We start from the raw sequence: 22,238 nt of genomic DNA on the forward strand, positions 1-22,238 counted from the left end.
GCCACGAGCCCGCGCCCCGGGATTCCGGGACGCGGGCTCGCGTGACGCGCGCGGTGGATCGTCTCGCTAGTGCGAGCTCGCCTTCGCGATGCCGACTCCGGTCAGCGACCGGACCTCCATCTCGGCGTACTTGCTGCCGTCGTGCCGCTTCTGCCCGACGTAGGTACCGATGGCACCCAGCAGGAACGACGCCGGGATCGACACCAGCCCCGGGTTGGACAGCGGGAACAGCATGAAGTCCGCGTTCGGGAAGATCGACGGGGTCGGAGCGTCCGGCCCGCGCCCGGAGACCACCGGCGAGAACACGATCAGCAGCAGCGTGACGGACAGACCGCCGTAGATCGAGAACAGCGCACCGGTGGTGTTGAAGCGCTTCCAGAACAGCGAGTAGAGGATCGTCGGCAGGTTCGCCGTCGCCGCCACCGCGAACGCGAGCGCCACGAGGAACGCCACGTTCTGGTTGCGGGCGAGGATGCCGCCCAGGATCGCGACGACACCGATCACGATCGCGGTCCGGCGGGCCACCTTGACCTGGGTGGCCTCGGTGTCCTCGACCTTGCCGCGCTTGATCACGTTGATGTAGACGTCGTGCGCGAACGAGGCCGACGCGGTGATCGTCAGACCGGCGACGACCGCGAGGATCGTCGCGAAGGCGACCGCGGCGATCACGCCCAGCAGGATCGGCCCACCGAGCTCGAAGGCGAGCAGCGGGGCGGCGGAGTTGACCCGGCCGGGTGCGTCGAGGATCGTCTCCGGGCCCACCAGGGCACCGGCGGCGTAGCCGATGACCAGGGTGAACAGGTAGAACAGGCCGATCAGCCAGATCGCCCACTCGACGGACTTACGGGCCTCCTTGGCGGTCGGCACCGTGTAGAAGCGCATCAGCACGTGCGGCAGACCCGCGGTGCCGAGCACCAGGGCGAGGCCGAGCGAGATGAAGTCGATCTTCGACAGGGTGGTTGCGCCGTACTGCAGGCCCGGTGAGAGCAGGCCCGCGCCGGCCTCGGGGTTGGCGTCGACGGCCGCGCCGAGCAGTGCGGAGAAGTTGAAGCCGAACAGCGCCAGCGCCCAGATCGTCATGACCAGGGTGCCGGCGATGAGCAGCACCGCCTTGATCATCTGGACCCAGGTGGTGCCGCGCATCCCGCCGATCAGCACGTAGGCGATCATCACGACACCGACGACGGCGATCACCGCGCCCTGCGCGAAGGTGCCGGACACCCCGAGCAGCAGCGAGACCAGCGCGCCGGCACCGGCCATCTGGGCCAGCAGGTAGAAGAACGACACGGCCAGCGTCGAGGTGGCCGCGGCCGCCCGGACCGGACGCTGCCGCATCCGGAACGCCAGCACGTCACCCATCGTGAACCGGCCGGTGTTGCGCAGCAGCTCGGCGACCAGCAGCAGCGCCACCAGCCAGGCGACGAGGAAACCGACCGAGTAGAGGAAGCCGTCGTAACCGTTGATCGCGATCGCGCCGGCGATGCCGAGGAACGATGCCGCGGACAGGTAGTCACCCGCGATCGCGAAGCCGTTCTGGGTGCCGGAGAAGCCGCCACCCGCAGTGTAGAAGTCGGCCGCGGTCTTCTTCGCGTGCCGGCTGTTGACGTAGAAGACGATCCCCAGCGTGCCGATGACGAACACGAGGAAGATCGAGATGTTCAGGATCGGGCTGGCTGCGGCCCCCCCGTCCTGTGCCAGTACCGCGTTCGCGCCGCTCACTTCGCCCCCTCGATCTCGTCACGGATCTTCGACGACAGCGGATCGAGCTTGCGGTCCGCGAAACGGATGTAGGCCACGGTGATCGCGAACGTCGACAAGAACTGCAGCAGGCCGAGGATCAGGCCCAGGTTGATGTTGCCCAGCACCGGGATCGCCATGAAGTCGGGCGCGAAGCTCGCCAGCAGGACGTACAGCAGGTACCAGGCCAGGAACCCGGCCGTGACCGGGAAGACGAAGCCACGGAGCCGCTTGCGCAGCTCCTGGAAGTCGGGGCTGGCCTGCACGGCCGCCCAGTCGGGATCAGGCGGTGGTGTTCCGCCGGACTGTTCGTCGGACTCGGTCGTACTCACGTATGCCTCCTTGCATAAATCCGCGCGCGGCCACGGACTGCGCACCAGGAAAGGGCTTTACGGGCGGGGGCGGAACCCCGGATGTCGCTCTCGCCCGGACCGTGATGCAAACGGCGGACGACCGGACGATCGGGCGCGGGAGAACTCGACCAGCGGTCTTGACATGGATGGGGGAGTGTGCGGTCGGACTACTCGCGATCGGCCAGATGGAGCCGCAGCATCGTATCCTCAGCCCACGCGGGGACAGCGTTGGTCCATGAAATCGTGATCATCACGATGAACGCGAGCGGCACCGAGAGCAGGGCCGGCTGGGCGAGCAGCATGCCCGCCGTGCCCTCCAGCCCGAGCAGGGCGCTCAGCGCCATCGCACCCACCGAGGACACGAGCCCGGTGACCATTCCGGCGTACGCCCCGCGCGCCGTCAACCCCTTCCACCACAGTCCGAGCACGAGCAGTGGGCAGAAGGTGGACGCAGCGACGGTGAAAGCCGAGGTCACGGCGGCGCTGACGTCGATCCGGACCATCAGCAGTGCCGCCGGGACGACGGCTGCCGATGCGGCCAGGGCGGTGAGCCGCAGCCGGCGCAGGCCGGACGGCATGAGGTCGTGCGCGAGGGCGCCGGACAGGGCCAGCAGCAGCCCCAGTGAGGTGGCGAGGAAGGCGGCGAACGCGCCGGCGGTGAGCAGAGCGGTGAGCACCGCTGCGGTGCTGCCGTCGGTGACCCGCCCGGGCAGCGTGACGATCGCCGTGTCGGTTCCCTGGGACAGATACAGCTCCGGCGTCAGCACCGTTCCGAGCAGGCCGTAGACGATCGGGAACAGGTAGAACGAGCCGAGCATCGCGACCGTGATCGCGGCCGTCCGGCGTGCACCGCGGCCGTCCGGGCTGGTGTGGAAACGGACGATGATGTGCGGCAGCCCCATCGTCCCGAGTGCCGTGGCGACCAGCACCGACCAGGTCGCGAGCAGCGGCGCCGCGTCGCCGGTCCCGAGCAGCGGGAGGGCCCAGTCCGACCCGCCGGGCACCGGCAGCGACGCCCGGTCGCCGCCGAGCTCGGGCACCGCGGCACCGGCCGGGAACGTCCAGACCTGGTCGGCGAGCGCCTCGTGGGGCCCCGGGGCCAGCCGGGTGGGTACGCCGTCGACGGCGACCAGGGTCGGCTCGGTGACCACCAGGTCGGTGTCCAGCCGGAAGTCGACGGGGGTCTGCTGGGAGAAGTGGGTGAACTCCGGCGGCGCGGCCATGTCGGCGCGCAGCTGCGGCCCGGCGAGCAGCAGCAGCCAGATCGCCGGCCCGGCGAAGAGCAGCAGCTTCAGCGCGAACTGGAACGCCTGGACGTAGGTGGCGGCCCGCATCCCGCCGAGCGCCAGCGTGATGCCCACCGCCAGCCCGGACACCACCACGCCCACCCAGTAGTCGACGCCGGACACCAGGGTGAGCAGCTGGCCGGCGGCGACGATCTGCGGGACCAGGTAGAGCACCCCGATCACCACGACGACCACCGCGCAGAACCGGCGCAGCGACCGCGAGCCCAGCCGGGCCTCGGCGAACCCGGGCACGGTGAGCGCCCCCGTCCGGCGCATCGGTGCCGCGACCAGGGCGAGCATCAGCAGGTAGCCGGCGGTGAACCCGACCGGATACCAGAGCGCGCCGGTGCCCTCCTTGATGACGAGCCCGGCCACACCGAGGAACGACGCCGCCGACAGGTACTCGCCGGACACGGCGGCCGCGTTGAGCATCGGCGAGGTGCGCCGGGAGGCGACCAGGAAGTCGGAGGTGGTCCGCATCGCGGCGACCCCACGGGCACCGATCAGGACCGTGACGACCAGCAGCGTGACGACAGCGGCGACGGTCACGTGGACGGTGCCCGGTGGTCGGCGGCCGGTTGGACGGTCGTGTCGGTCGCATCCGGCTCGCTGCCGGCCGAGGCACTGCTGTCCGGGTTACGGCCCTGTGCGGCGTCGTCCGGCAGGTCGGCGCTCCCCGGCGCGGGCAGCAGCCCGGTGGCCGGCCGAGCAACCGAGTGGTCCGGGACGGCCCCATCGGGGTCGGCTCCGTCCGGGGACCCGGCCTCGATGACGGCGATCCGGTCGCCACCGGACCGCTCGGCCCGTTCGGCCCCGCGCAGATGCCACCACGCCAGCAGTGCCAGCAGCGGGTACGGGACCCAGGCGACGACGATCCAGCCGAGCGGCAGCCCGGCCACCCGCCACTCGGACAGGCCGGGGGCCAGCCGCAGCAGGACCGGGACGCCGAGCAGCAGCAGCCCGCCGCACACGAGCGTGAGCACGGCCCGGCGCACCTGGGCGCGGCGGGTGCTGCGGGCGAGCTCGGCGCGGGCCGGATCGAGCAGCGTCTCCGGCACCGGCCGGGAGGGCACCGGGCGGGACCGCAGGCCGGGCTCCGGCGGCGCGGTCACGGCGACCCGGCGCGGACGGTTCATCGCGGCCCTCGGCCCTCGCCGTCGTCGTCCCCGGTACCCGTGGCCTGCGGGTCGAGCGCCCCGGAGGTGGCCGCCGCCATCAGCTGGTCGCGCAGCTCACGGGCGTGCCGGCGGCTGACCGGCACGTCCCCGGCGTCGGTGTGCGCGAGCAGTCCCCCGCCGGCGTCGCTGCGCAGCTCCAGCACCGCCGGGAGATGGAGCAGGAAGCTGCGGTGCACGCGGACGAAGCGGTGCGCGTCCCAGTGCTCCTCCAGGCGGGACAGCGGGATCCGGACCAGGTGCGAGCCGCCGGGGATGTGCAGGCGCACGTAGTCGCCGTGTGCCTCGACGAACCGGACGTCCTCCCGGCGGACGTACCGGGTGCGCCCGCCCAGCTCGACGGGCAGCACGGCGAGCTCGTCGACCCGGGGGAGCGGCGGGCCCGCACCGTCGGGCGGGGCGGGCGACGAGATGCTCGCGGTCCGGCCCGCGCGGGCCCGGTGCACCCGTTCCAGCGCGTCCGCGAGCCGGTCCGCGCCGACCGGCTTGAGCAGATAGTCGACCGCGCCGAGGCCGTAGGCGGCGACCGCGTGCTCCTCGAACGCCGTCACGAACACGATCTCCGGCGGGCTCGCCATCGCGGCGAGCACACCGCCCAGCTCCAGTCCGTCCATGCCGGGCATCGTGATGTCGAGCAGTACCGCGTCGAACGACCCGGCCGGGATCATGCGCAGCGCCTCGACCGCGTCCCCGGCCCGGGCGACGTGCCCGACGTCCGGGGCGTCGGCCAGCAGCGCGCAGATCTCGTCGAGGGCCGGTGCGACGTCGTCGACGGCCAGCACCCGGAGCCGGTCGGTCATGCGACCACCCCCGGCTGGAACCGTGGGATGCGCAGCACGATGCGGGTGCCCGCGCCGGGCGCCGTCTCGATCACCAGCCCGTGCTCGGGCCCGTAGACGGCGCGCAACCGCCGGTCGACGTTGACCAGCGCGAGCCCGGCGCCTTCCGCGGTGCCCGCCAGCACGTCGCGGGCGTGCTCGGGATTCATGCCCGGGCCGTCGTCCTCGACCGCGATCACGCAGACATCGCCCTCCGCCTCGCCGCTGACCTGCACCAGTCCTCCGTCGGGGGTTCGCTCGACGCCGTGCTGCACCGCGTTCTCCACCAGCGGCTGCAGCGCGAGCACCGGCACCGGCACCGGCAACACCTCCGGCGCCACCCGTACCTGTACCCGCAGGCGCTCGCCGAGCACCGCGCGGGCCAGCGTCAGGTAGGCCTCGACGGAGCGGAACTCGTCGGCCAGCGGGGTGTAGTCGCCGCGGGCGGCGAGCGAGTGCCGGATGAACTCGGCGAAGGTCTCCAGCAGGTCCCGGGCCCTGGCCGGGTCCGAGCGGACGAACGAGGCGATCGTGGTCAGCGCGTTGTAGACGAAGTGCGGCGAGATCTGAGCGCGCAGCTCCCGCAGGCGGGCCGCCTCGGCGGCCGCGGCGCCGGCGTCCAGCGCCGCGCGCTCGAGGGCGTCGGCGACGAAGCCGGCGGCGCGCCGGGCCGCCGGCATCCCGACGGCACCGGCGAGCACCAGCACCGGATCGGGCGCGGCGGGATCCGGGCCGACCGGCACCGGCAACGCGAGCAGGTCACCCTCGGACAGCCGGCGGCCGCCGGTGCGTGCCCGCAGGCCGAGCGCGATGCCGTCGTCGCGGCCGGGGCCCCACCAGCTCTCCTGCTGCCCGGGGACCAGCAGGCCGGCGGCCTCCGCCCCGCAGAGCCCGGCGAGCCGGCGCAACGCGTCGACCGCCTCCGGCGAGCCGGCCGGGGAGCGGAGCCCGGTGGCGACGGCGACGCCGGTCTCCAGCACCTCGGTGAGGTCGGGCTGCGCGGACTCGCGGGCCGGCGCGGTACGGAAACGATCGGCGAACCGGGGTCGCAGCCCGGTGCGGCCGCCGGACGCGCGTCCGCCGCGTTCGGAGTCCCCCTCGGCCGGCACCCGGTCAGAATAGGGTGCGGCGCGGCCCCGCGCGGCGCCCGTGGCCGCCCCCGGGGGCTAGCCTTCGCCACGTGATCGGCTCATCCCGCCTCGCAGCCCTCGATCCGCAGGTCGAGGGCGCGCTGCGGATGCCGGACGCCCGCTCGGGCCCGGTCCGCGCCCTGGTGACCCGGTTGCTGGTCGCGCTGTTCGCGCTCGGCGCGACGACGCTGATCGTCTACCTCGGGCGCGACGGGTACCTCGACAACAACGGCGCGGGCGACATCTCGATGATGGACGCGCTGTACTACGCCACGGTGTCGCTCTCGACGACCGGCTACGGCGACATCGTCCCGGTCACCCCGACCGCCCGCGCCGTGAACATCGCCGTGATCACCCCACTGCGACTGCTGTTCCTGATCGTCCTCGTCGGGACGACCGTCGAGCTGCTCACCGAGCGCTCCCGGCAGTCCTTCCGGATCCAGCGCTGGAGGTCCCGCGTGCGCGACCACACCGTCGTCGTCGGCTACGGAACGAAGGGCCGGGCCGCGGTCGAGACGCTGCTGGGCGACGGCGTCGAACCGGAGAAGATCGTGGTGGTGGACACCGACCGGGCGCGTCTCGACGTCGCGTCCGGGCTGGGGCTGGTGACGGTGTCCGGCAACGCGACCCGGTCGGCGGTGCTGCGGATCGCCGGGGTGCAGCTGGCGACGACGCTGGTGGTCGCGCTGGACCGGGACGACACCGCGGTGATGGTCACGCTGACGGCCCGCGAGCTGTCCCGGTCGATCTCGATCGTGGCGGCCGTCCGGGAGGCGGAGAACGTGCACCTGCTGCGCCAGTCCGGGGCGAGCTCGGTGATCGTCTCGGACGAGACGGCGGGCCGGCTGCTGGGCGTCGCGACCCGGTCCCCGGCCGTCGTCGAGGTGGTGGAGGACCTGCTGACCCCGGACGCCGGGTTCGCCATCACCCAGCGTCAGGTGGAGCCCGCCGAGGTGGGCGGCTCGCCCCGGCACCTGCCCGACATCGTGCTGGGCGTGGTGCGGGGCGAGCAGCTGTACCGGGTCGACTCGCCGTCGGTCGACGCCCTGGAGCGCGGCGACCAGCTGCTCTACGTGCGCAAGGCGACGCCACCGGACGACTGAGCGGGTACTTGACCTGAACTCAACTTCAGGTCGCAGGGTGGTCGGCATGAGTATCGGAACGACGACCACCGCCGGGTACGACGCCCTTCCCGGGTTACTGGCCCGGATGACCGGCGACGAGAAACACGATCCCGCCTCGCTGTCCACCCTCGACGTGCTCTGGGTGCTCCACGACCGGGTGCTGCGCGTCGGCCCGTCCCTCGTGGCGGACCCGGACCGCGACCGGTTCCTGGTGTCCAAGGGGCACGGTCCGATGGCGCTCTACGCGGTGCTCGCCGCGAAGGGCTTCCTGGACCCGGCCGAACTGTCCGGTTTCGCCCGGTTCGACTCACCGCTGGGGCATCACCCGGACCGGACCCTGGTGCCGGGTGTGGAGATCTCCTCCGGCTCGCTGGGGCACGGACTCGGCCTCGCGGTCGGCACGGCGCTCGGGCTGCGGCTCACCGCTCGCACCGCCCGCACCGTCGTACTGGTCGGCGACGCCGAGCTCGACGAGGGGTCGAACGCCGAGGCCGTCCAGTACGCCGGCCGGGCCGGTCTGGACGGGCTGACCGCGGTCGTGATCGACAACTCGTCGGCGACCCACGGCTGGCCCGGCGGGATCGCCGCGCGGTTCGCCGTCGAGGACTGGGCCACCGTCGACGTCGACGGCCGCGACCACGACGCGCTGTATCGCGCCTTCACCGTCCCGCACCCCGGCCGTCCGCTGGCCGTCGTCGCCCGCGTCGAGCCGAAGGAGACCCGCTGATGTCTGCCGCCACTGCTGCCCCTGTCACCACTGCCGCCTCTGCTCTGCTCACCGACCCGCAGCGCCCCGCCGACCAGCGGGAACGCTTCTATCGCCTGCTCCCCGAGCTGCTCGCCGACGACCCGCGGGCGGTCGCACTGCTCGCCGACATCGGCGCCGGATACGTCGACCTGCCGCCGTCGGTCGCGGACCGGGTGCTGAACCTCGGGATCCGCGAGCAGCTGCTCGTCTCGGCCGCCGGCGGGCTCGCGCTGACCGGGCTGCGACCGATCGTGCACACCTTCGCGCCGTTCCTCGTCGAGCGTCCGTACGAGCAGCTCAAGCTCGACCTCGGGCACCAGGACGCCGGTGCGGTGCTGGTCTCGGCGGGCGCGTCCTACGACATGGCGGGAGCGGGCGAGACCCACTTCGGCTCCCGGGACGTGGGGCTGCTCGACACCCTGGACGGCTGGACGGTGCACGTCCCCGGGCACGCCGACGAGGCCGAGACACTGATCCGCGCGGCGCTGCCCGTCGACGACCGGGTGTACGTCCGGCTCTCCGGGGCGTCCAACGCGCGGCCGCTGGGCACGGGGCCGGAGATGACGGTGCTGCGGCGCGGGACCCGGGGGACGGTCGTCGCGGTCGGCCCGCTCGCCGACCGGGTCCTGACGGCGGTCGCGGATCTCGACGTGACGGTCCTGTACGCGGCGACCGTCCGGCCGTTCGACGCGCACACGCTGGTCGCGACGCTGACCGAGCCGGACGTCGTGCTGGTCGAGCCCTACCTGGCGGGCACCTCGGTGCCCCAGGTGTCCGATGCGCTGGCCGGGATCCGGCACCGGGTGCTCGGCCTCGGTGTCGGACGGGCCGAGCTGCGCCGCTACGGCACCCCGGCCGAGCACGACCGCGCGCACGGGCTGGACGTGCCGGGGATCCGCCGATCGGTCGCCGCGTTCCTCTCGTAGGGTCGCGGGGTGCGCCTCGCCACCTGGAACGTGAACTCGGCGAAGTCCCGGCTGCCCCGCCTGCTGCCCTGGCTGGACGAGCGGGCACCGGACGTCGTCTGCCTGCAGGAGACCAAGCTCTCCGACGACGACTTCGCCGCCCTCTTCGACGACGAGCTCGCCGCGCGCGGCTACGCCGTCGCGCACCACGGTGAGGGCCGGTGGAACGGCGTCGCGCTGCTGTCCCGGGTCGGGCTCGACGACGTCGTGCGGGGGCTGCCCGGCGAGCCGGTGTTCGCCGAGGGCGGGCGCACCGGGACGGACGCGCGCGCCGTCACCGCGACCTGCGGCGGGCTGCGGGTGACCTCGGTGTACGTGCCGAACGGGCGCACCCCGGACGACCCGCACTACGGCTACAAGCTGCGCTGGCTGGACGCGCTGCGCGAGCTGGTCGTCGCCGGTGATCCGGCGACGACCGTCGTGGCCGGGGACATGAACATCGCCCCCACCGACGACGACGTGTGGGATCGCCCGGCGTTCGACGGCGCCACCCACGTCACCCCGGACGAGCGGGCCGCGCTCGCCGCGCTGCAGGCCACCGGGTTGCACGACGTCGTGCGGGACCGCTGGCCCGACGAGCGGGTCTTCAGCTACTGGGACTACCGGGCCGGCCGGTTCCATCAGGACCAGGGCATGCGGATCGACCTGGTGCTGGCCGGTGACGGCCCGGCGGGTCGACGGGCGGCCGCCTGGGTGGACCGCAAGGCCCGCAAGGGCAAGCTGCCCAGCGACCACGCGCCGGTGCTCGTCGATCTCGACGAGGCCCCGGACGGTGACGTCGGCCCGATGGTGCCGCCGCCCTCGTCCCCGGCGCCACTGGTCCGAAAGAAGTAGCCACTCACCGAGGCCCCGTGCGACAAGGTGTGGTTCGTCTTGCAACGTTCGGAGTAACGCTGATAGCCCACCGCATGTGGATCGCTACTCTCGGGGGAAGACCATGAACCAGAACCGCATCGGTCGCACCGTCGGCGCGTCCGTCGCCGCGTTCGCGCTCGTCGGACTCACCGCCTGCGGCGGCGAGACACCGTCGATCCCGACCGAGCTGCCGGAGGTGCCCGGTGTCGGGGACCCGCGGCAGGCGTTCGGCGACGCGCACCAGAAGGCACTCGGGCTCGCCGCGCTCGGCGGCATCGGCCTGGAGCAGGGCGTCGGTGAGCAGGTGAAGGACCTGGCACCGCAGGTTCAGCAGGAGGGCCAGCAGCTCAACGAGCGGCTGCGCGGGCTCGCGTCCGGCATCGGCGTCTCGCTGCCCGACCAGGTCTCGCCCGAGATCCAGGCCCAGGTCGACGACCTGTCGGCCCGGACCGGCGAGCAGTTCGACCAGGGCTGGCTGCAGGCCGCCCAGGAGCAGGTCGGGCAGCTGAACGAGCAGGCGCAGGGCCTGCTGAACGTGCCGGGGCTCCCACAGGAGCAGATCGACCAGGCCCGTGCCCAGCTGACCAACCTGGGGGAGCTGAAGACGCAGCTGGACGAGGCCGCGGCGGCCGCGGGCGCGGCGACCCCCGGCGGCGACGGAGCGGGCTCCGGCGACGGTGCGGACGGCCAGGCGGCCGGTCCGGACGCCGGTGGCCAGGCCGGTGACGGCTCGGGATCCGGTCCGGACGGCACCGCGGGCGGCGGCTCCGGCGACGGCAGCGGCAGTGGCAGCGGCAGCGGCAGTGGCAGTGGCGCCGCCGGCAACGGCAGCGGCAGCGGCAACGGCAGCGGGTCCGGCTCCGCTGACGGCAACGGATCTGCCAACGGTTCCGGCTCCGGTCAGGGCGGTGCCCCGGCGGTCGACGCCGGCACCGGCGGCCAGGCCGCGTCGGCGTCCGACTCCGCGCTGCCGGTGGCGCTGGGCGGGGCCGGGCTGGTCCTGCTGGTGGCCGGCGCCCTCCGGCTGCGCCGCTCGCGCGCGTGAGCCCGCGGCGCCGGCGCCCGCGCGGCGGTGCCCGGGGAGCGGCAGCCCTGCTGCTCCTGGGCACCGCGCTGCTGGGTACCGGCGCCGGGCTCGCCGCCGGCGGTGACGCACCGCGGATCACCGCCGAGGAGCTGGGCGACGTCCCGGCCGGCTCGGCGCCGCCGCTGCGGCTGGTCCCCGCCGCGGCGGTCCTGCCGGTGCTCGCCGCACCGCCGTCCGGCCCCGGCCCGGCAACCTCCGACGCGCCGTGGCTGCTCTCGGCGGTGCACCCACGCGCGGCCCCGTCCCAGCCCGGATCCCGGCCCGCGTCCCCGGCCCCGGCCGTGGCGCCCCGCCCGGTGTCGCCCGCGACCCTGGAGCTCCCCGGGCGGGGGATCAGCGCCCCCGTCGAGCCGGTCGGTACCGGGCGCGATGGAGGAATGGTCGTCCCCGAGCAGGTCCGGCACGTCGGCTGGTGGGCACCGGGTGTGCTGCCGGGCGGGGCGGCGGGCAGCGCGGTGCTCGCCGGGCACGTCGACTCGCGTACCCAGGGCGTCGGCGTACTGGCGGTGCTGCCACAGCTCACCGACGGCGAACCGGTCGTCGTCCGCGGTACGGACGGCCGGGCCGCGACGTTCCGGGTGGCGGCCCGCCGCGAGTACGGCAAGTACGACCTGCCCCGCGAGGTCTTCCGCCGGGACGGACCCCCGCAGCTCGTCCTGATCACCTGCGGCGGAGCGTTCGATCCCGCGGCCGGCAGCTACGAGTCGAACATCGTGGTCTACGCCGTGCCCGCCTGACCGGGTGTCCCGCTCCGGGCCCGCTCCGCCGAGCGCCTACCCTGACCTGCGTGAGCACCTCCACCGCGACCGACGCCGCCCTGTCCGGAGACTCCGAGGCTCCGGAGTTCGCCGCCGTCCGAGAGGCCGCGCAGCGCGCCCGGGCCGCCGCCCCGGCCGTGCGGGCCGCGGGGGAGGGCCGGATCGACGACGCGCTGCGGGCCGCCGCCGCGCGGATCCGGGACCGGGCCGTCGAACTGCTCGAGGTCAACGCCGCCGAGGTCGCCTCCGCGGAGCGCAACGGAATGGCCGCCGGGCTGCTCGACCGGCTCCGGCTCGACGAGGAGCGCCTCGCCGGCATCGCCACCCAGCTGGAGGTGCTCGCCGCGACCCCCGAGCCGCCGACCGAGTGGCCGGTGCGGACCCTGGAGACCGGCGAGCGGGTGTTCGAGCGGCGGATCCCGGTCGGCGTCATCGGCGCCGTGTTCGAGGCCCGGCCGAACGTCACCCTCGACGTCGCGTCCCAGGTGCTGAAGGCCCGCAGCGCGGCCGTGCTGCGGACCGGCTCGGCCGCGCTGGCCAGCGCCACCGCGCTCGTCGAGCAGGTACTGCGCCCGGCGCTGATCGAGGCCGGGCTGCCCGCCGATGCGGTCCAGCTCGTCCCGCTGCCCGGGCACGCCGGCGCCGAGGCGCTGGTCGGTCTGCCGGACCTGGTGCCGCTGGTCGTGGTGCGCGGGTCCGGCGAGGTCACCCGCAGGCTGACGCTGCTCGGTGCGACCGCGGGCACCCGGGTCCTCGCGCACGCCGACGGTGGCGGCGTGCTCTACCTGGACTCGTCCGCGACCGCCGACGAGGTCACCCGGCTGGTCACCGACTCGACGGACCGGCTCGGCGTCTGCAACCGGCTGAACCTGCTGCTGGTGGACCGGCCGGTCTACGACACGCTGCTGCCGGTCGCGAAGGCGGCCCTCGACGCCCGCGGCATCACGCTGTCCGAGCCGCCGCACACGCACCGGCTCGGCCACGAGTGGGCGCTGGACTCCGGCGCCGAGGCGCACGTGACCGTCGCCCCCGTCGACGGCCCGGACGACGCCGCCGACACCGCAGCCCGGGAGACCTCGGGACTGGCGGCGACCATCTGCGCCGCCGACGCCGACGTCGCGCAGCGGTTCATCGACCGCTACACCGGCACCGGGGTGTTCTGGAACACCACCTCCCGGCTGCTCGACGGCTACAAGCTGCTCGGCCTGCCCGAGACCGGGATCAACGTCGATCACACGCCCGGCCCGCGCGGCCCGGTCACCTACCGTGACCTGGGGCTGCGCCAGTTCGTCGTGCTGCCGCCCGCCTGAGGACGCCATCCTGTCGGTGCAGCGGGTTAGCCTCGCCGTGTGTCCGTGACTGATCAGCCCGCCGCCACGCTCCCGCTGCACCGGGCCACGCTCCCGAACGGTCTGCGGGTGCTCGTCGTGCCGGATCCGGCGACCCCGGCGGTCGGCGTCGCCGTGCACGTCGACGTCGGGTTCCGCTCCGAACCGGAGGGGCGCACCGGGTTCGCGCACCTGTTCGAGCACCTGATGTTCCAGGGCAGCGAGAGCCTGGAGAAGCTGGAGCACTTCCGCCAGGTGCAGTCCGCCGGTGGGATCTTCAACGGCTCCACCCACCAGGACTACACCGACTACTTCGAGGTGCTGCCCGGCGCCGCGCTGGACCGGGCGCTGTTCCTGGAGGCCGACCGGCTGCGCGCACCGAAGCTGACCGAGGAGAACCTGCGCAACCAGGTCGACGTGGTGAAGGAGGAGATCCGGCTCAACGTCCACAACCGCCCCTACGGCGGGTTCCCGTGGATCCTGCTGCCGCCGGTCCTCTACGACTCGTTCCCCAACGCGCACAACGGCTACGGCGACTTCTCCGAGCTGGAGCAGGCGAGCCTCGACGACGCTGCAGCCTTCTTCGACACCTTCTACGCCCCGGGGAACGCGCTGGTCACCGTGCACGGCGATCTCGGCGAGCACGGGGTGGAGGGCACGCTCGCACTCGTCGAGCGGCACTTCGGCGACATCCCGGCCCGCCCGGTGCCGCAGCGCCCCTCGTTCGCCGAGCCGGTGCCCGGCAGCGAGCGCAGGCAGAGCGTGACCGACGCGCACGCCCCGCTGCCCGCGCTGGCCATCGGCTACCGGGTGCCGGATCCGACCACCGATCCCGGCGGCTACCTCGCGCACACGATGCTGGCCTCCGTCCTCACCGACGGCGAGGCCGCCCGGCTGCAGCGCCGCCTGGTGCATCAGGACGGCTCGGTCACCGACGTGTCGGCGTCCAACGGCCTGATGGGCGGCCCGTTCGACGCCCGCGACCCGGACACGTTCACGATCACCGCCGTGCATCCCGCCGAGGTCTCGCCGGACCGGGTGACGGCCGCCGTCGACGAGGAGCTCGACCGGCTCGCCGAGCAGGGCCCGGACACCGACGAGCTGGCCCGCCAGTCCGCGCGCTGGACCGCGGCGCTGCACCGGGAGGACGACCGCGTCATGTTCCGGATGCTGGGGCTCGGCGCCCGGGAGCTGCTCTACGGCCGAGCGGAGCTCGCCCTGGAGCTGCCCGCCCGGCTGGCCGCGCTCACCACCTCCGACGTGGCGGCCGCGGCCGCGCGGCTGCGCAACGCGGGCCGTGCGGTGCTGACCGTCGAACCGGCATCGCCGGGGGTCGCCGAGTGAGCACCGACCACCGCGGCCGACCGCCGGGGCATCCACCAGCCGGGACCGCCGGGAGCACCACCCACCACCGAGAGGGAGCCGCCGCGTGACCGCCGTCCGCACCCACCGCAGTGCCGAGGAGATCGGCCGCACCGAGCGGGGCCCGCGCGAGCTGCCCGCGCTGGGCCGCACCGCACCGGTGCCGCTGCCCGAGGTGGTGACCGGGACGCTCCCGAACGGGCTGACCGTGATCGCCGCCCGCCGTCCGGGGGTGCCGCTGGTCGAGACCGTGCTGCGGATCCCGGCGGCGTCGCCCGCCGACTCGGCGGAGGCCGGCTGGACCGCCGGGATGGAGCTCGTCGCCGAGACCATGCTTACCGGCACCGCCTCGCGGGACCGGGTCGGGATCGACGACGAACTGGCGGGTGTCGGTGCCGAGCTGGGCGTCGGCGTCGACCCGGAGTGGCTGCAGGTCGGCGGCTCCGCGCTGGCGTCCGGGCTGCCGGTCGTGCTCGACGTGCTGGCCGACGTGCTCACCGGTGCCACCCATCCCGACGACGAGGTGTTCCGCGAACGGTCCCGGCTCGCCGAGCGGATCGCGGTCGCCAGGGCGCAGCCGCGCACGGTCGCCCGTGAGGCGCTGATGCGCAGGCGGTTCGGCGACCATCCGATCGTCTCCGAGATGCCGACCGCGGCAGCGGTCGCCGGGATCGCGCCCGAGCGGGTCCGGGAGCTGCACGCCGGCACCGTCGTACCCGGCGGTGCCCGGCTGGTGCTGGTCGGCGACATCGACCCGCAGGCCGCGATCGCCGAGGTCACGGCCCGCCTCGGCGGCTGGTCCGACGACCACCCGGCGCGCCGGTTGACGGCGCCGCCGATGCCCTCGGCCGGCGATCTCGAGCTGGTCCACCGGCCCGGCTCGGTGCAGTCCCAGATCCGGCTCACCGCACCCGGCCTGGACCGCACCGACGAGCGCTACACCGCTTTCCAGCTCGCCAACCTGGTGTTCGGCGGCTACTTCTCCTCGCGCTGGATGGAGAACGTGCGCGAGGACAAGGGCTACACCTACGGCGCGCACTCCGGGCAGGAGTTCGTGCCCGGCGGGGCCGTGCTGGGCCTCGACGTCGACGTCGCGTCCGACGTCACCGCCGCCGCGCTGCTCGAGACCCGCTACGAGCTCGGCCGGATGATCGCGGTCCCGCCGACCGAGCAGGAGGTGGAGTCGGCCCGCCGGTACGCGATCGGGTCGCTGCTGATCTCGCTGGACAGCCAGTCCGCGCTGGCCGGGACACTGTCCGCGCTGGACGCTGTCGGGCTCGGTGTCGACTGGCTCCGGGATCGCCCGCAGCGGCTGGAGGCGGTCACCGTCGAGCAGGTCGCCGAGGCGGCCGCGGAGCTGTTCGCGCCGGCCCGGTTCACCGGCGTGGTGGTCGGCGACGCCGAGGCGATCGGGTCCCGGCTCGCGGCGCTGGGCGGGGTGAGCCTGCCGTGAGCGGTGCCGCCGCCTCCCGGGGCGACTTCACACTGACCGAGCAGCCCGTGCTCTCCCGCAACGCGCTGGTCCGCGACGAGAACCTGCGCCTGGACCCGGAGTACGTGCGCGACTCCTGGCCGAAGGCCCGGGTCGTCGTCGTCGACGAGTCCGGGCGCACCCCGGTGGACTGGCAGACCGACCCGGACCGGGAGTTCCGCGAGGGCGACGCCGCCGCCTGGGATGCTGCCGCCGGCCGGGACGGCCGGATCCGTACCCGTGCGGGCTCCGACGTCGCCCCGGAGCCGCCCACCGAGGCGGTCCTGCTCGGCGAGGCCGACGGTGTCCCGTACTGGGCGGTGCGGGTCGGCTCCGCCAAGACCGCCGACAGCGACGTGTTCGCGGGCGGCCCGGGGGAGTGGACCGACCTGCGGGCGGCCGGCGCGTTCCTGGATCCGCTCGGCTCCGGGCTGCTCACCGGCGCGGTCGCGACGCTGAACTGGCACGAGCGGGCCCGGTTCTGCGCGGTCGACGGCACCCGCACCCGCCCGCAGAACGCAGGCTGGGCCCGCCGCTGCGAGAACGGCCACGAGGAGTACCCGCGCACCGATCCGGCGATCATCTGCCTGGTGCACGACGGTGCCGACCGGGTCCTGCTGGCCCGCCAGCCGGTCTGGCCGGTCGGCCGTTACTCGGTGCTCGCCGGTTTCGTCGAGTCCGGTGAGTCGCTGGAGGCCTGCGTGCAGCGGGAGATCGCCGAGGAGGTCGGGATCGACGTCACCGACGTCCGCTACCTGGGCAGCCAGGCGTGGCCGTTCCCGCGGTCGCTGATGGTCGGGTTCCACGCGATCGGCGACCCGGAGGCCCCGCTGCGTCTCGCGGAGGGCGAGATCGCCGAGGCGCTGTGGATCACCCGTGCGCAGCTGCGAGCAGCACTCGCCCGCGGAGACTGGGGGAGCCGCGACGGCGACGCCGGGCAGCCCGACACCGATCCGGTCGTCATGCTGCCGGGCACCGTGTCGATCGCCCGGACGATGCTGGAGTCCTGGGCCGCCGCCGGGGACTGACCCCGGACGCACGGCGGCGGCCCGGGCCGATGCCCGGGCCGCCGCCGCACTCCGTGCCTGGTCTCAGACGCCGAGACGCTGCTTCACCTCGGCGAAGCTGGGGTTCGTCGCGACCGACTCGTCGGGGAAGACGACGGTCGGGACGGTGCGGTTCCCGCCGTTGGCCTGCTCGACGAAGGAGACCGCGTCGGGTTCACGCTCGATGTCGATCTCCCGGTAGCCGATGCCGGCCTCGTCGAGCTGCAGCTTCAGCCTGCGACAGAAGCCGCACCAGCTGGTCGTGTACATGGTCAGGTCCGCCATGACCGGTACAACGGCGTACACCCCGGGCTTCTTCCCGGCGATGTCGCTTTCCGATCCGGCAAGCCACTTGACTTGCCGTGCTGGTAAATGATTCAGTTTCCGGTATGGAAAACGAATCAGCCGCCCGCGACGCGCTGCGGGATCTCGAGACCGACCGCTCCGCGCTCGCCGGCCGGATCGCCGCCCCGGCCTGGCTGCATGCCGCGTTCGGCCTGGTCGCGGCCGCCTACGTACTGATGCCCGCCTTCGGTGAGACCGCCCGCGTGCAGTCCGTGTGGGGGCTGGCCGTCGTCGTCCTGGTGCTGCTGTGGGTGCACCGGCGGTTCACCGGGATCCGGCCGCGCGCCGTCGGGGGCCGGGCCTGGGCGGTGTGCGGCCTGACCGTCGTCGCGGTTCTGCTGCTGCTGAGCGTCTCGTTGGGCCTGGTGGCGTCGCTGTCGCCGTGGTGGGCGGTGGCCCCGGCGGTCGTCTGCTTCGGCGTCGTGTGGTGGGCCAACGTCGCATTCGAGCGGCTGACCAGGGAGAAGCTGCGCCGTGGGCACTGAGCAGGCCGGTCCCGGCCTCGAGCGCGGGTTCGACGAGACCATCCACGCCCCGGTCCGGCTCCGGATCAGCGGCATCCTGCGGCACGTCGAGCAGATCGACTTCGCGGTGCTCCGGGACACCCTCGGCATCGCCGACGCCACCCTCTCGAAGCACCTCAGGATCCTGGTCGACGCCGGGTACGCGACCACGACGAAGTCCCGCTCGGCGACCCGGTCCGACGCCCGCAGGCTCACCTGGATCGCACAGACCCGCAGCGGACGGGCCGCCTTCGACGCCCACGTCGAGGAACTGCGCCGGATCGCCACCGGCACGATCACCGACCCCGATCCGGCGTCCTGACCCAGCGCCGCCTCGCACAGCGCCGCCTCGCACAGCGCCGCCTCGCACAGCGCCGCCTCGCACAGCGCCGGCCCGCACGGCCCCGGCCGGGACAGCGCCGCCGTGCACAATGCGGCCCGCCCTGCACCGCGCAGCGTCGCCCTGTGCTGAGCGGCCCCGCCCCGCCCGCCTTGCGCCGCTCTGCGCCGCGCTGTCCCGGCCGTTCGCACGGATTCGCAGCACCCGCACGGGATCCGATCCCGTGCGGACGGCCCGAACCCGTGCGAACCCGAGCGGTCGGAGGGAGTCCGGTGGGTCCGGCGGGACTGTCGGGGCCGGGTGTCAGGATGAGGGTGTGCCGTCCCGAACCCCCGCCCGCGCCGGACAGATCCCGCAGAGCGAAGACGGGCTGGACCCCGAGCAGCGGGCCGCGGTCACCGCGCCGCGCGGCCCGGTCTGTGTACTGGCGGGTGCCGGCACCGGCAAGACCCGCACGATCACCCGCCGGATCGCGCACCTGGTCGCGCAGGGGCACGTCGCCGCCGGCCAGGTCCTCGCCGTCACCTTCACCGCGCGCGCGGCGGGGGAGCTGCGCACCCGGCTGCGCGGGCTGGACGCGCCGGGCGTGCAGGCCCGCACCTTCCACGCCGCCGCGCTGCGCCAGCTGCGCTACTTCTGGCCGCAGGTGATCGGCGGGCAGCCGTGGCCGCTGCTCGACGGCAAGTTCCGGCTGGTCGGCCAGGCCGCCGCCCGGGCCCGGGCCGGCACCGACTCGGACGCGCTGCGCGACCTGTCCTCGGAGATCGAGTGGGCCAAGTCCTCACTGATCGCCCCGGTCGACTATCCGGCCGAGGCGGCCCGGCGCAAGCGCGACGTCCCCGGATCGGCCGAGCAGGTCGCGCAGGTCTACGCGGGCTACGAGGAGCTGAAGAACTCCGCGCAGATGCTCGACTTCGACGACCTGCTGCTGCACACCGCGGTCGCGCTGGAGGAACACGCCGGGGTCGCCGAGGAGTTCCGGTCCCGCTACCGCTGCTTCGTGGTCGACGAGTACCAGGACGTCACCCCGCTGCAGCAGCGCCTGCTCGACGCCTGGGTCGGCGACCGGGACGATCTGACCGTCGTCGGCGACGCGAACCAGACGATCTACACCTTCGCCGGGGCCTCGCCGCGGTACCTGCTGGAGTTCCCGCGCCGCTTCCCGGGCGCCGCCGTCGTCCGGCTGCAGCGCGACTACCGGTCCACCCCGCAGATCGTCTCCTGCGCGAACCAGCTGATCGGTGCCGCCCGGCACCGCCCGGCCGGATCCCGCCTCCAGCTGGTCGGGCAACTCCCGCCCGGCCCGGACCCGGACTTCTCCGAGCACGACGACGAGCCTGCCGAGGCCGCCGCGGCCGCCGGCCGGATCCTCACGCTGCTCCGCGACGGGACACCGCCATCGGAGATCGCGGTGCTGTTCCGGATCAACGCCCAGTCCGAGGCGTTCGAGCAGGCGCTCTCCGACGCCGGGGTGCCTTATCAGGTGCGCGGCGGCGAGCGGTTCTTCGCCCGCCCGGAGATCCGCCGGGCGATGATCGCGCTGCGCGGAGCGGCGCCCGAGCAGCGGCCCGGCACCGATCTCGTCGACGTGACCCGCGCCGTGCTCGGTGCCCGAGCCGGGCTCAGCGACGAGCCACCGAAGGGTGCCACCCTGCGCGCCCAGTGGGAGTCGCTGCTCGCGCTGGTCGGGGTGGCCGAGGAGCTCGCCGCCGCCGAACCGGCGGCCGATCTCGCCCGGCTGTGCACCGAACTGGACACCCGCGCGGACTCCGCGCAGGCACCCGTCGTGCAGGGGGTCACGCTGGCCTCGCTGCACGCCGCGAAGGGTCTGGAGTGGGATGCGGTGTTCCTGGTCGGGCTCGCCGACGGGACGCTGCCGATCGGGCACGCGGGCGACGACGAGCAGGCGATCGAGGAGGAGCGCAGGCTCTTCTACGTCGGGATCACCCGCGCGCGGCGGGTGTTGTCGATGTCCTGGTCGCTGTCGCGGGCGTCCGGGCGCGGGTCGAAGCGACGCCGCTCCCGGTTCCTCTACGGACTGATCCCGGACTCGCACCCGGCGTCGCGGGTCGCGGGCGAGCGCCGCCCGGGCGGCCCGCGCCCCCGCTGCCGGGTCTGCGGCACCCCGCTGTTCGGTGGCACCGCAACCAAGCTGATGCGCTGCGACGACTGCCCGTCCGACGTCGATCTCGAACTGCTCGACCGGCTCAAGCAATGGCGGGCCGGTGAGGCCAAGCAGCAGGACGTGCCGGCCTTCGTCGTGCTCACCGACGCGACGCTGACCGCGATCGCCGAGCAGCGCCCGGCCGATCCCGCTGCGCTGGTAGGCATCCCGGGGATCGGGGCAGCCAAGCTCGACCGGTACGGCGACGCCGTGCTGACCCTGCTCGCCGAGCGGTAGTGGACCCCTCTTCGGTCAGTCCACGGTGAACTTCCGGAGAGAGTTCGGAAAAACAGGTTGCAACGCTGTGCACGGCACTTCTAGTGTCGACTGCACCGAGTGGAGCACATCGCTCCATCGAGTTCTGCGCCGCGCGGGAGACCGCCCGGCGGGACGCACGGAGACACCGAGGAGGTGGCCGGAATGAACGACTTCGCTCTGATCACCCGGACCGACCTCACCGTGGCGTGCCCGCCCGCGAGCATCGTCCCGCACGCCGTCGCACACGCGACGCTCGGCGAGCGTTTCTGGCAGCGGACCGAGGCCGTCGGCGGCTCGTTCCGCACCCGGGGAGACGTGTACGTCCGTCCGGCGGGCCCGGCCACCGTGATCGCCATGGGATCCGCTCCGATCACCGATGACAAGTTCACAGTTGCGTCCGTTCCCGGGCGCCGAGGGGGAACCTGACCCTCAGCGCTCGCGCCGAGTCCCGATCGGGGCCGCGGAACCCACGCACACGGGTTCCACGGCCCCGATTTTTTTGTCCGCACATCCGTCCCGAGGAAAGCAGATCTGTGCAGAACGCAGGTCCGACAACCGTCCGAGAAGTTCGATCGAGGAGGTCGATCGTGTACGTGAGATCCGCTCCGTGTGACGGCGGAGTGATCCAGACCGAGAGCGGTGGCGGCTGCTCGTCGCCCGCAGGCGAGCAATCGCCGGCCGGAGCAGCCGCCACCGGGCAGTGGTCGGCCCTGCCGTGCCGCAACGGCGATGCGGACCTGTGGTTCGCCGAGTCGCCGACCGAGCTGGAGCAGGCCAAGGAGCTCTGCGCCGGCTGTCCGGTGCGGGACGCCTGCCTGTCCGGCGCACTGTCCCGAGGTGAGCCGTGGGGGGTGTGGGGTGGCGAGATCTTCGACCGCGGTCAGGTGATCCCGCGCAAGCGGCCGAGGGGGCGTCCCCGCAAGGCCGACCTGGAACGCGACCGCGCCTACGCGCTGGCCGCCGGCTGCTGAACCACCCCGGACCGGCCCTGAGCGGCTGATCCGCTGTGCCACAACAAGACCCGACCGACGAGGAGACCGAGATGAAGAACCTGACGATGGCGCCGGCAGTGCCGGCCGAGCGACCGAGCACCCACCGCGACCACACCGCCACTCTGGTGAACCAGGAGAACGCGATGACTCTCATCCATGAAGCGCTGGCGAGATCTCATCAGCAGGAGGCGCTACGCGAGGCGGCTGAGTACCGGTTCGCCCGCCGGCTGAGCGCCGCCCGCCGCTGGACCCGGCTCGCATCCTGGGTCTCGGCCCGCGCCGCGCGGGCCCGGGCTCGGGCCCGGGTCACCTGATCCCTGTCGCACGACGGGCCCACGAGATGGCCCCGCACATGACGCTGCCCCGCCCGGACCGGTTCCGGGCGGGGCAGCG

At 73.9% G+C, this 22,238-nt stretch carries 23 protein-coding genes; 16 read left to right on the plus strand and 7 right to left on the minus strand.

The features are described 5' to 3' along the window. Nucleotides 1-66: 66 nt before the first annotated feature. From Pdca_RS06015 to Pdca_RS36700, 6 genes are all read right to left on the minus strand, one after another. A complete protein-coding gene (locus Pdca_RS06015) occupies nucleotides 67-1,719 on the minus strand; it encodes a solute symporter family protein (protein ID WP_232021433.1) in 1,653 nt (550 codons plus the stop codon). Beyond that, the gene (locus Pdca_RS06020) at nucleotides 1,716-2,069 is read right to left on the minus strand and encodes a DUF485 domain-containing protein (protein ID WP_085911710.1); all 354 of its coding nucleotides are present in this window, start codon (nucleotides 2,067-2,069) and stop codon (nucleotides 1,716-1,718) included. Before Pdca_RS06020 ends, Pdca_RS06015 begins: the two co-directional genes overlap by 4 nt. A 188-nt stretch (nucleotides 2,070-2,257) precedes the next feature. Further along, complete coding sequence (locus Pdca_RS06025; RefSeq protein WP_085911711.1) at nucleotides 2,258-3,925, minus strand: sodium/solute symporter; 1,668 nt, start codon at nucleotides 3,923-3,925, stop codon at nucleotides 2,258-2,260. Further along, nucleotides 3,922-4,512, minus strand: a complete 591-nt coding sequence (locus Pdca_RS35355; protein WP_085911712.1) for a hypothetical protein — start codon at nucleotides 4,510-4,512, stop codon at nucleotides 3,922-3,924. The genes Pdca_RS06025 and Pdca_RS35355 overlap by 4 nt, the downstream gene beginning before the upstream one ends. Then, the gene (locus Pdca_RS06030; RefSeq protein ID WP_085911713.1) at nucleotides 4,509-5,351 is read right to left on the minus strand and encodes a LytR/AlgR family response regulator transcription factor; all 843 of its coding nucleotides are present in this window, start codon (nucleotides 5,349-5,351) and stop codon (nucleotides 4,509-4,511) included. The genes Pdca_RS35355 and Pdca_RS06030 overlap by 4 nt, the downstream gene beginning before the upstream one ends. Then, nucleotides 5,348-6,478, minus strand: coding sequence for a sensor histidine kinase (locus Pdca_RS36700; protein WP_232021434.1), 1,131 nt, complete (start codon nucleotides 6,476-6,478; stop codon nucleotides 5,348-5,350). Before Pdca_RS36700 ends, Pdca_RS06030 begins: the two co-directional genes overlap by 4 nt. A 128-nt stretch (nucleotides 6,479-6,606) precedes the next feature. Between Pdca_RS36700 and Pdca_RS06040 the strand changes: the two genes are divergently transcribed. The 10 genes from Pdca_RS06040 (at nucleotide 6,607) to nudC (ending at nucleotide 17,225) form a co-directional block, all read left to right on the plus strand. Then, complete coding sequence (locus Pdca_RS06040; RefSeq protein ID WP_232021631.1) at nucleotides 6,607-7,602, plus strand: potassium channel family protein; 996 nt, start codon at nucleotides 6,607-6,609, stop codon at nucleotides 7,600-7,602. 46 nt (nucleotides 7,603-7,648) lie between these two features. Continuing rightward, nucleotides 7,649-8,350, plus strand: coding sequence for a thiamine pyrophosphate-dependent enzyme (locus Pdca_RS06045; protein ID WP_085911793.1), 702 nt, complete (start codon nucleotides 7,649-7,651; stop codon nucleotides 8,348-8,350). After that, nucleotides 8,350-9,297 (plus strand): transketolase family protein, encoded by a 948-nt coding sequence (locus Pdca_RS06050; protein ID WP_085911715.1) that lies wholly within the window; start codon nucleotides 8,350-8,352, stop codon nucleotides 9,295-9,297. Before Pdca_RS06045 ends, Pdca_RS06050 begins: the two co-directional genes overlap by 1 nt. 9 nt (nucleotides 9,298-9,306) lie before the next feature. Further along, a complete protein-coding gene (locus Pdca_RS06055; protein ID WP_085911716.1) occupies nucleotides 9,307-10,170 on the plus strand; it encodes an exodeoxyribonuclease III in 864 nt (287 codons plus the stop codon). A 103-nt stretch (nucleotides 10,171-10,273) separates the two neighbouring features. Next, complete coding sequence (locus Pdca_RS06060; RefSeq protein WP_085911717.1) at nucleotides 10,274-11,236, plus strand: DUF4142 domain-containing protein; 963 nt, start codon at nucleotides 10,274-10,276, stop codon at nucleotides 11,234-11,236. Next, nucleotides 11,233-12,015 (plus strand): class F sortase, encoded by a 783-nt coding sequence (locus Pdca_RS06065; RefSeq protein ID WP_085911718.1) that lies wholly within the window; start codon nucleotides 11,233-11,235, stop codon nucleotides 12,013-12,015. Before Pdca_RS06060 ends, Pdca_RS06065 begins: the two co-directional genes overlap by 4 nt. An 80-nt stretch (nucleotides 12,016-12,095) precedes the next feature. Beyond that, nucleotides 12,096-13,346: an aldehyde dehydrogenase family protein gene (locus tag Pdca_RS06070; RefSeq protein WP_085911794.1), complete on the plus strand. Its 1,251-nt coding sequence runs from the start codon at nucleotides 12,096-12,098 to the stop codon at nucleotides 13,344-13,346. Nucleotides 13,347-13,385: 39 nt separating this feature from the next. Further along, nucleotides 13,386-14,708, plus strand: a complete 1,323-nt coding sequence (locus Pdca_RS06075) for a M16 family metallopeptidase (RefSeq protein WP_232021436.1) — start codon at nucleotides 13,386-13,388, stop codon at nucleotides 14,706-14,708. 85 nt (nucleotides 14,709-14,793) lie between these two features. Next, complete coding sequence (locus tag Pdca_RS06080) at nucleotides 14,794-16,179, plus strand: M16 family metallopeptidase (RefSeq protein WP_085911719.1); 1,386 nt, start codon at nucleotides 14,794-14,796, stop codon at nucleotides 16,177-16,179. Beyond that, nucleotides 16,176-17,225 (plus strand): NAD(+) diphosphatase, encoded by a 1,050-nt coding sequence (gene nudC, locus Pdca_RS06085; RefSeq protein WP_085911720.1) that lies wholly within the window; start codon nucleotides 16,176-16,178, stop codon nucleotides 17,223-17,225. Before Pdca_RS06080 ends, nudC begins: the two co-directional genes overlap by 4 nt. Before the next feature lie 63 nt (nucleotides 17,226-17,288). Here nudC and Pdca_RS06090 read toward each other — a convergent pair whose 3' ends face one another. Then, nucleotides 17,289-17,549: a mycoredoxin gene (locus Pdca_RS06090; RefSeq protein ID WP_269462841.1), complete on the minus strand. Its 261-nt coding sequence runs from the start codon at nucleotides 17,547-17,549 to the stop codon at nucleotides 17,289-17,291. Between the two features lie 83 nt (nucleotides 17,550-17,632). Here Pdca_RS06090 and Pdca_RS06095 point away from each other — a divergent pair, with 83 nt between their 5' ends. The 6 genes from Pdca_RS06095 to Pdca_RS06120 all read left to right on the plus strand — a co-directional run bounded on the left by Pdca_RS06095 (nucleotide 17,633) and on the right by Pdca_RS06120 (nucleotide 22,159). Next, on the plus strand, nucleotides 17,633-18,073 hold the full coding sequence (locus Pdca_RS06095; protein WP_085911722.1) for a hypothetical protein: 441 nt from the start codon (nucleotides 17,633-17,635) through the stop codon (nucleotides 18,071-18,073). Further along, a complete protein-coding gene (locus Pdca_RS06100; RefSeq protein WP_085911723.1) occupies nucleotides 18,063-18,413 on the plus strand; it encodes a transcriptional regulator in 351 nt (116 codons plus the stop codon). Before Pdca_RS06095 ends, Pdca_RS06100 begins: the two co-directional genes overlap by 11 nt. 334 nt (nucleotides 18,414-18,747) lie before the next feature. After that, entirely contained in the window at nucleotides 18,748-20,832 is a 2,085-nt protein-coding gene (locus tag Pdca_RS06105) for an ATP-dependent DNA helicase UvrD2 (protein WP_269462842.1), read from the plus strand. A 183-nt stretch (nucleotides 20,833-21,015) separates the two neighbouring features. Then, nucleotides 21,016-21,279, plus strand: coding sequence for a hypothetical protein (locus tag Pdca_RS06110; protein WP_085911724.1), 264 nt, complete (start codon nucleotides 21,016-21,018; stop codon nucleotides 21,277-21,279). A gap of 161 nt (nucleotides 21,280-21,440) precedes the next feature. After that, complete coding sequence (locus tag Pdca_RS06115) at nucleotides 21,441-21,824, plus strand: WhiB family transcriptional regulator (protein ID WP_269462843.1); 384 nt, start codon at nucleotides 21,441-21,443, stop codon at nucleotides 21,822-21,824. A gap of 71 nt (nucleotides 21,825-21,895) precedes the next feature. Next, complete coding sequence (locus tag Pdca_RS06120) at nucleotides 21,896-22,159, plus strand: hypothetical protein (protein ID WP_125911279.1); 264 nt, start codon at nucleotides 21,896-21,898, stop codon at nucleotides 22,157-22,159. Nucleotides 22,160-22,238: the final 79 nt, after the last annotated feature.

Origin of the sequence: Pseudonocardia autotrophica (assembly GCF_003945385.1) — a bacterium.
GTDB classification, from domain to species: Bacteria; Actinomycetota; Actinomycetes; order Mycobacteriales; family Pseudonocardiaceae; genus Pseudonocardia; species Pseudonocardia autotrophica.

Bases quoted from the DNA above. Each gene is read 5' to 3' on its own strand.
- Pdca_RS06110 (WP_085911724.1), top strand. From the start codon at position 21,016: ATGAACGACTTCGCTCTGATCACCCGGACCGACCTCACCGTGGCGTGC.
- Pdca_RS06030 (WP_085911713.1), bottom strand. From the start codon at position 5,351: ATGACCGACCGGCTCCGGGTGCTGGCCGTCGACGACGTCGCACCGGCC.
- Pdca_RS06120 (WP_125911279.1), top strand. From the start codon at position 21,896: ATGAAGAACCTGACGATGGCGCCGGCAGTGCCGGCCGAGCGACCGAGC.
- Pdca_RS06060 (WP_085911717.1), top strand. From the start codon at position 10,274: ATGAACCAGAACCGCATCGGTCGCACCGTCGGCGCGTCCGTCGCCGCG.
- Pdca_RS06050 (WP_085911715.1), top strand. From the start codon at position 8,350: ATGTCTGCCGCCACTGCTGCCCCTGTCACCACTGCCGCCTCTGCTCTG.
- Pdca_RS06040 (WP_232021631.1), top strand. From the start codon at position 6,607: ATGCCGGACGCCCGCTCGGGCCCGGTCCGCGCCCTGGTGACCCGGTTG.
- Pdca_RS06045 (WP_085911793.1), top strand. From the start codon at position 7,649: ATGAGTATCGGAACGACGACCACCGCCGGGTACGACGCCCTTCCCGGG.
- Pdca_RS35355 (WP_085911712.1), bottom strand. From the start codon at position 4,512: ATGAACCGTCCGCGCCGGGTCGCCGTGACCGCGCCGCCGGAGCCCGGC.
- Pdca_RS06095 (WP_085911722.1), top strand. From the start codon at position 17,633: ATGGAAAACGAATCAGCCGCCCGCGACGCGCTGCGGGATCTCGAGACC.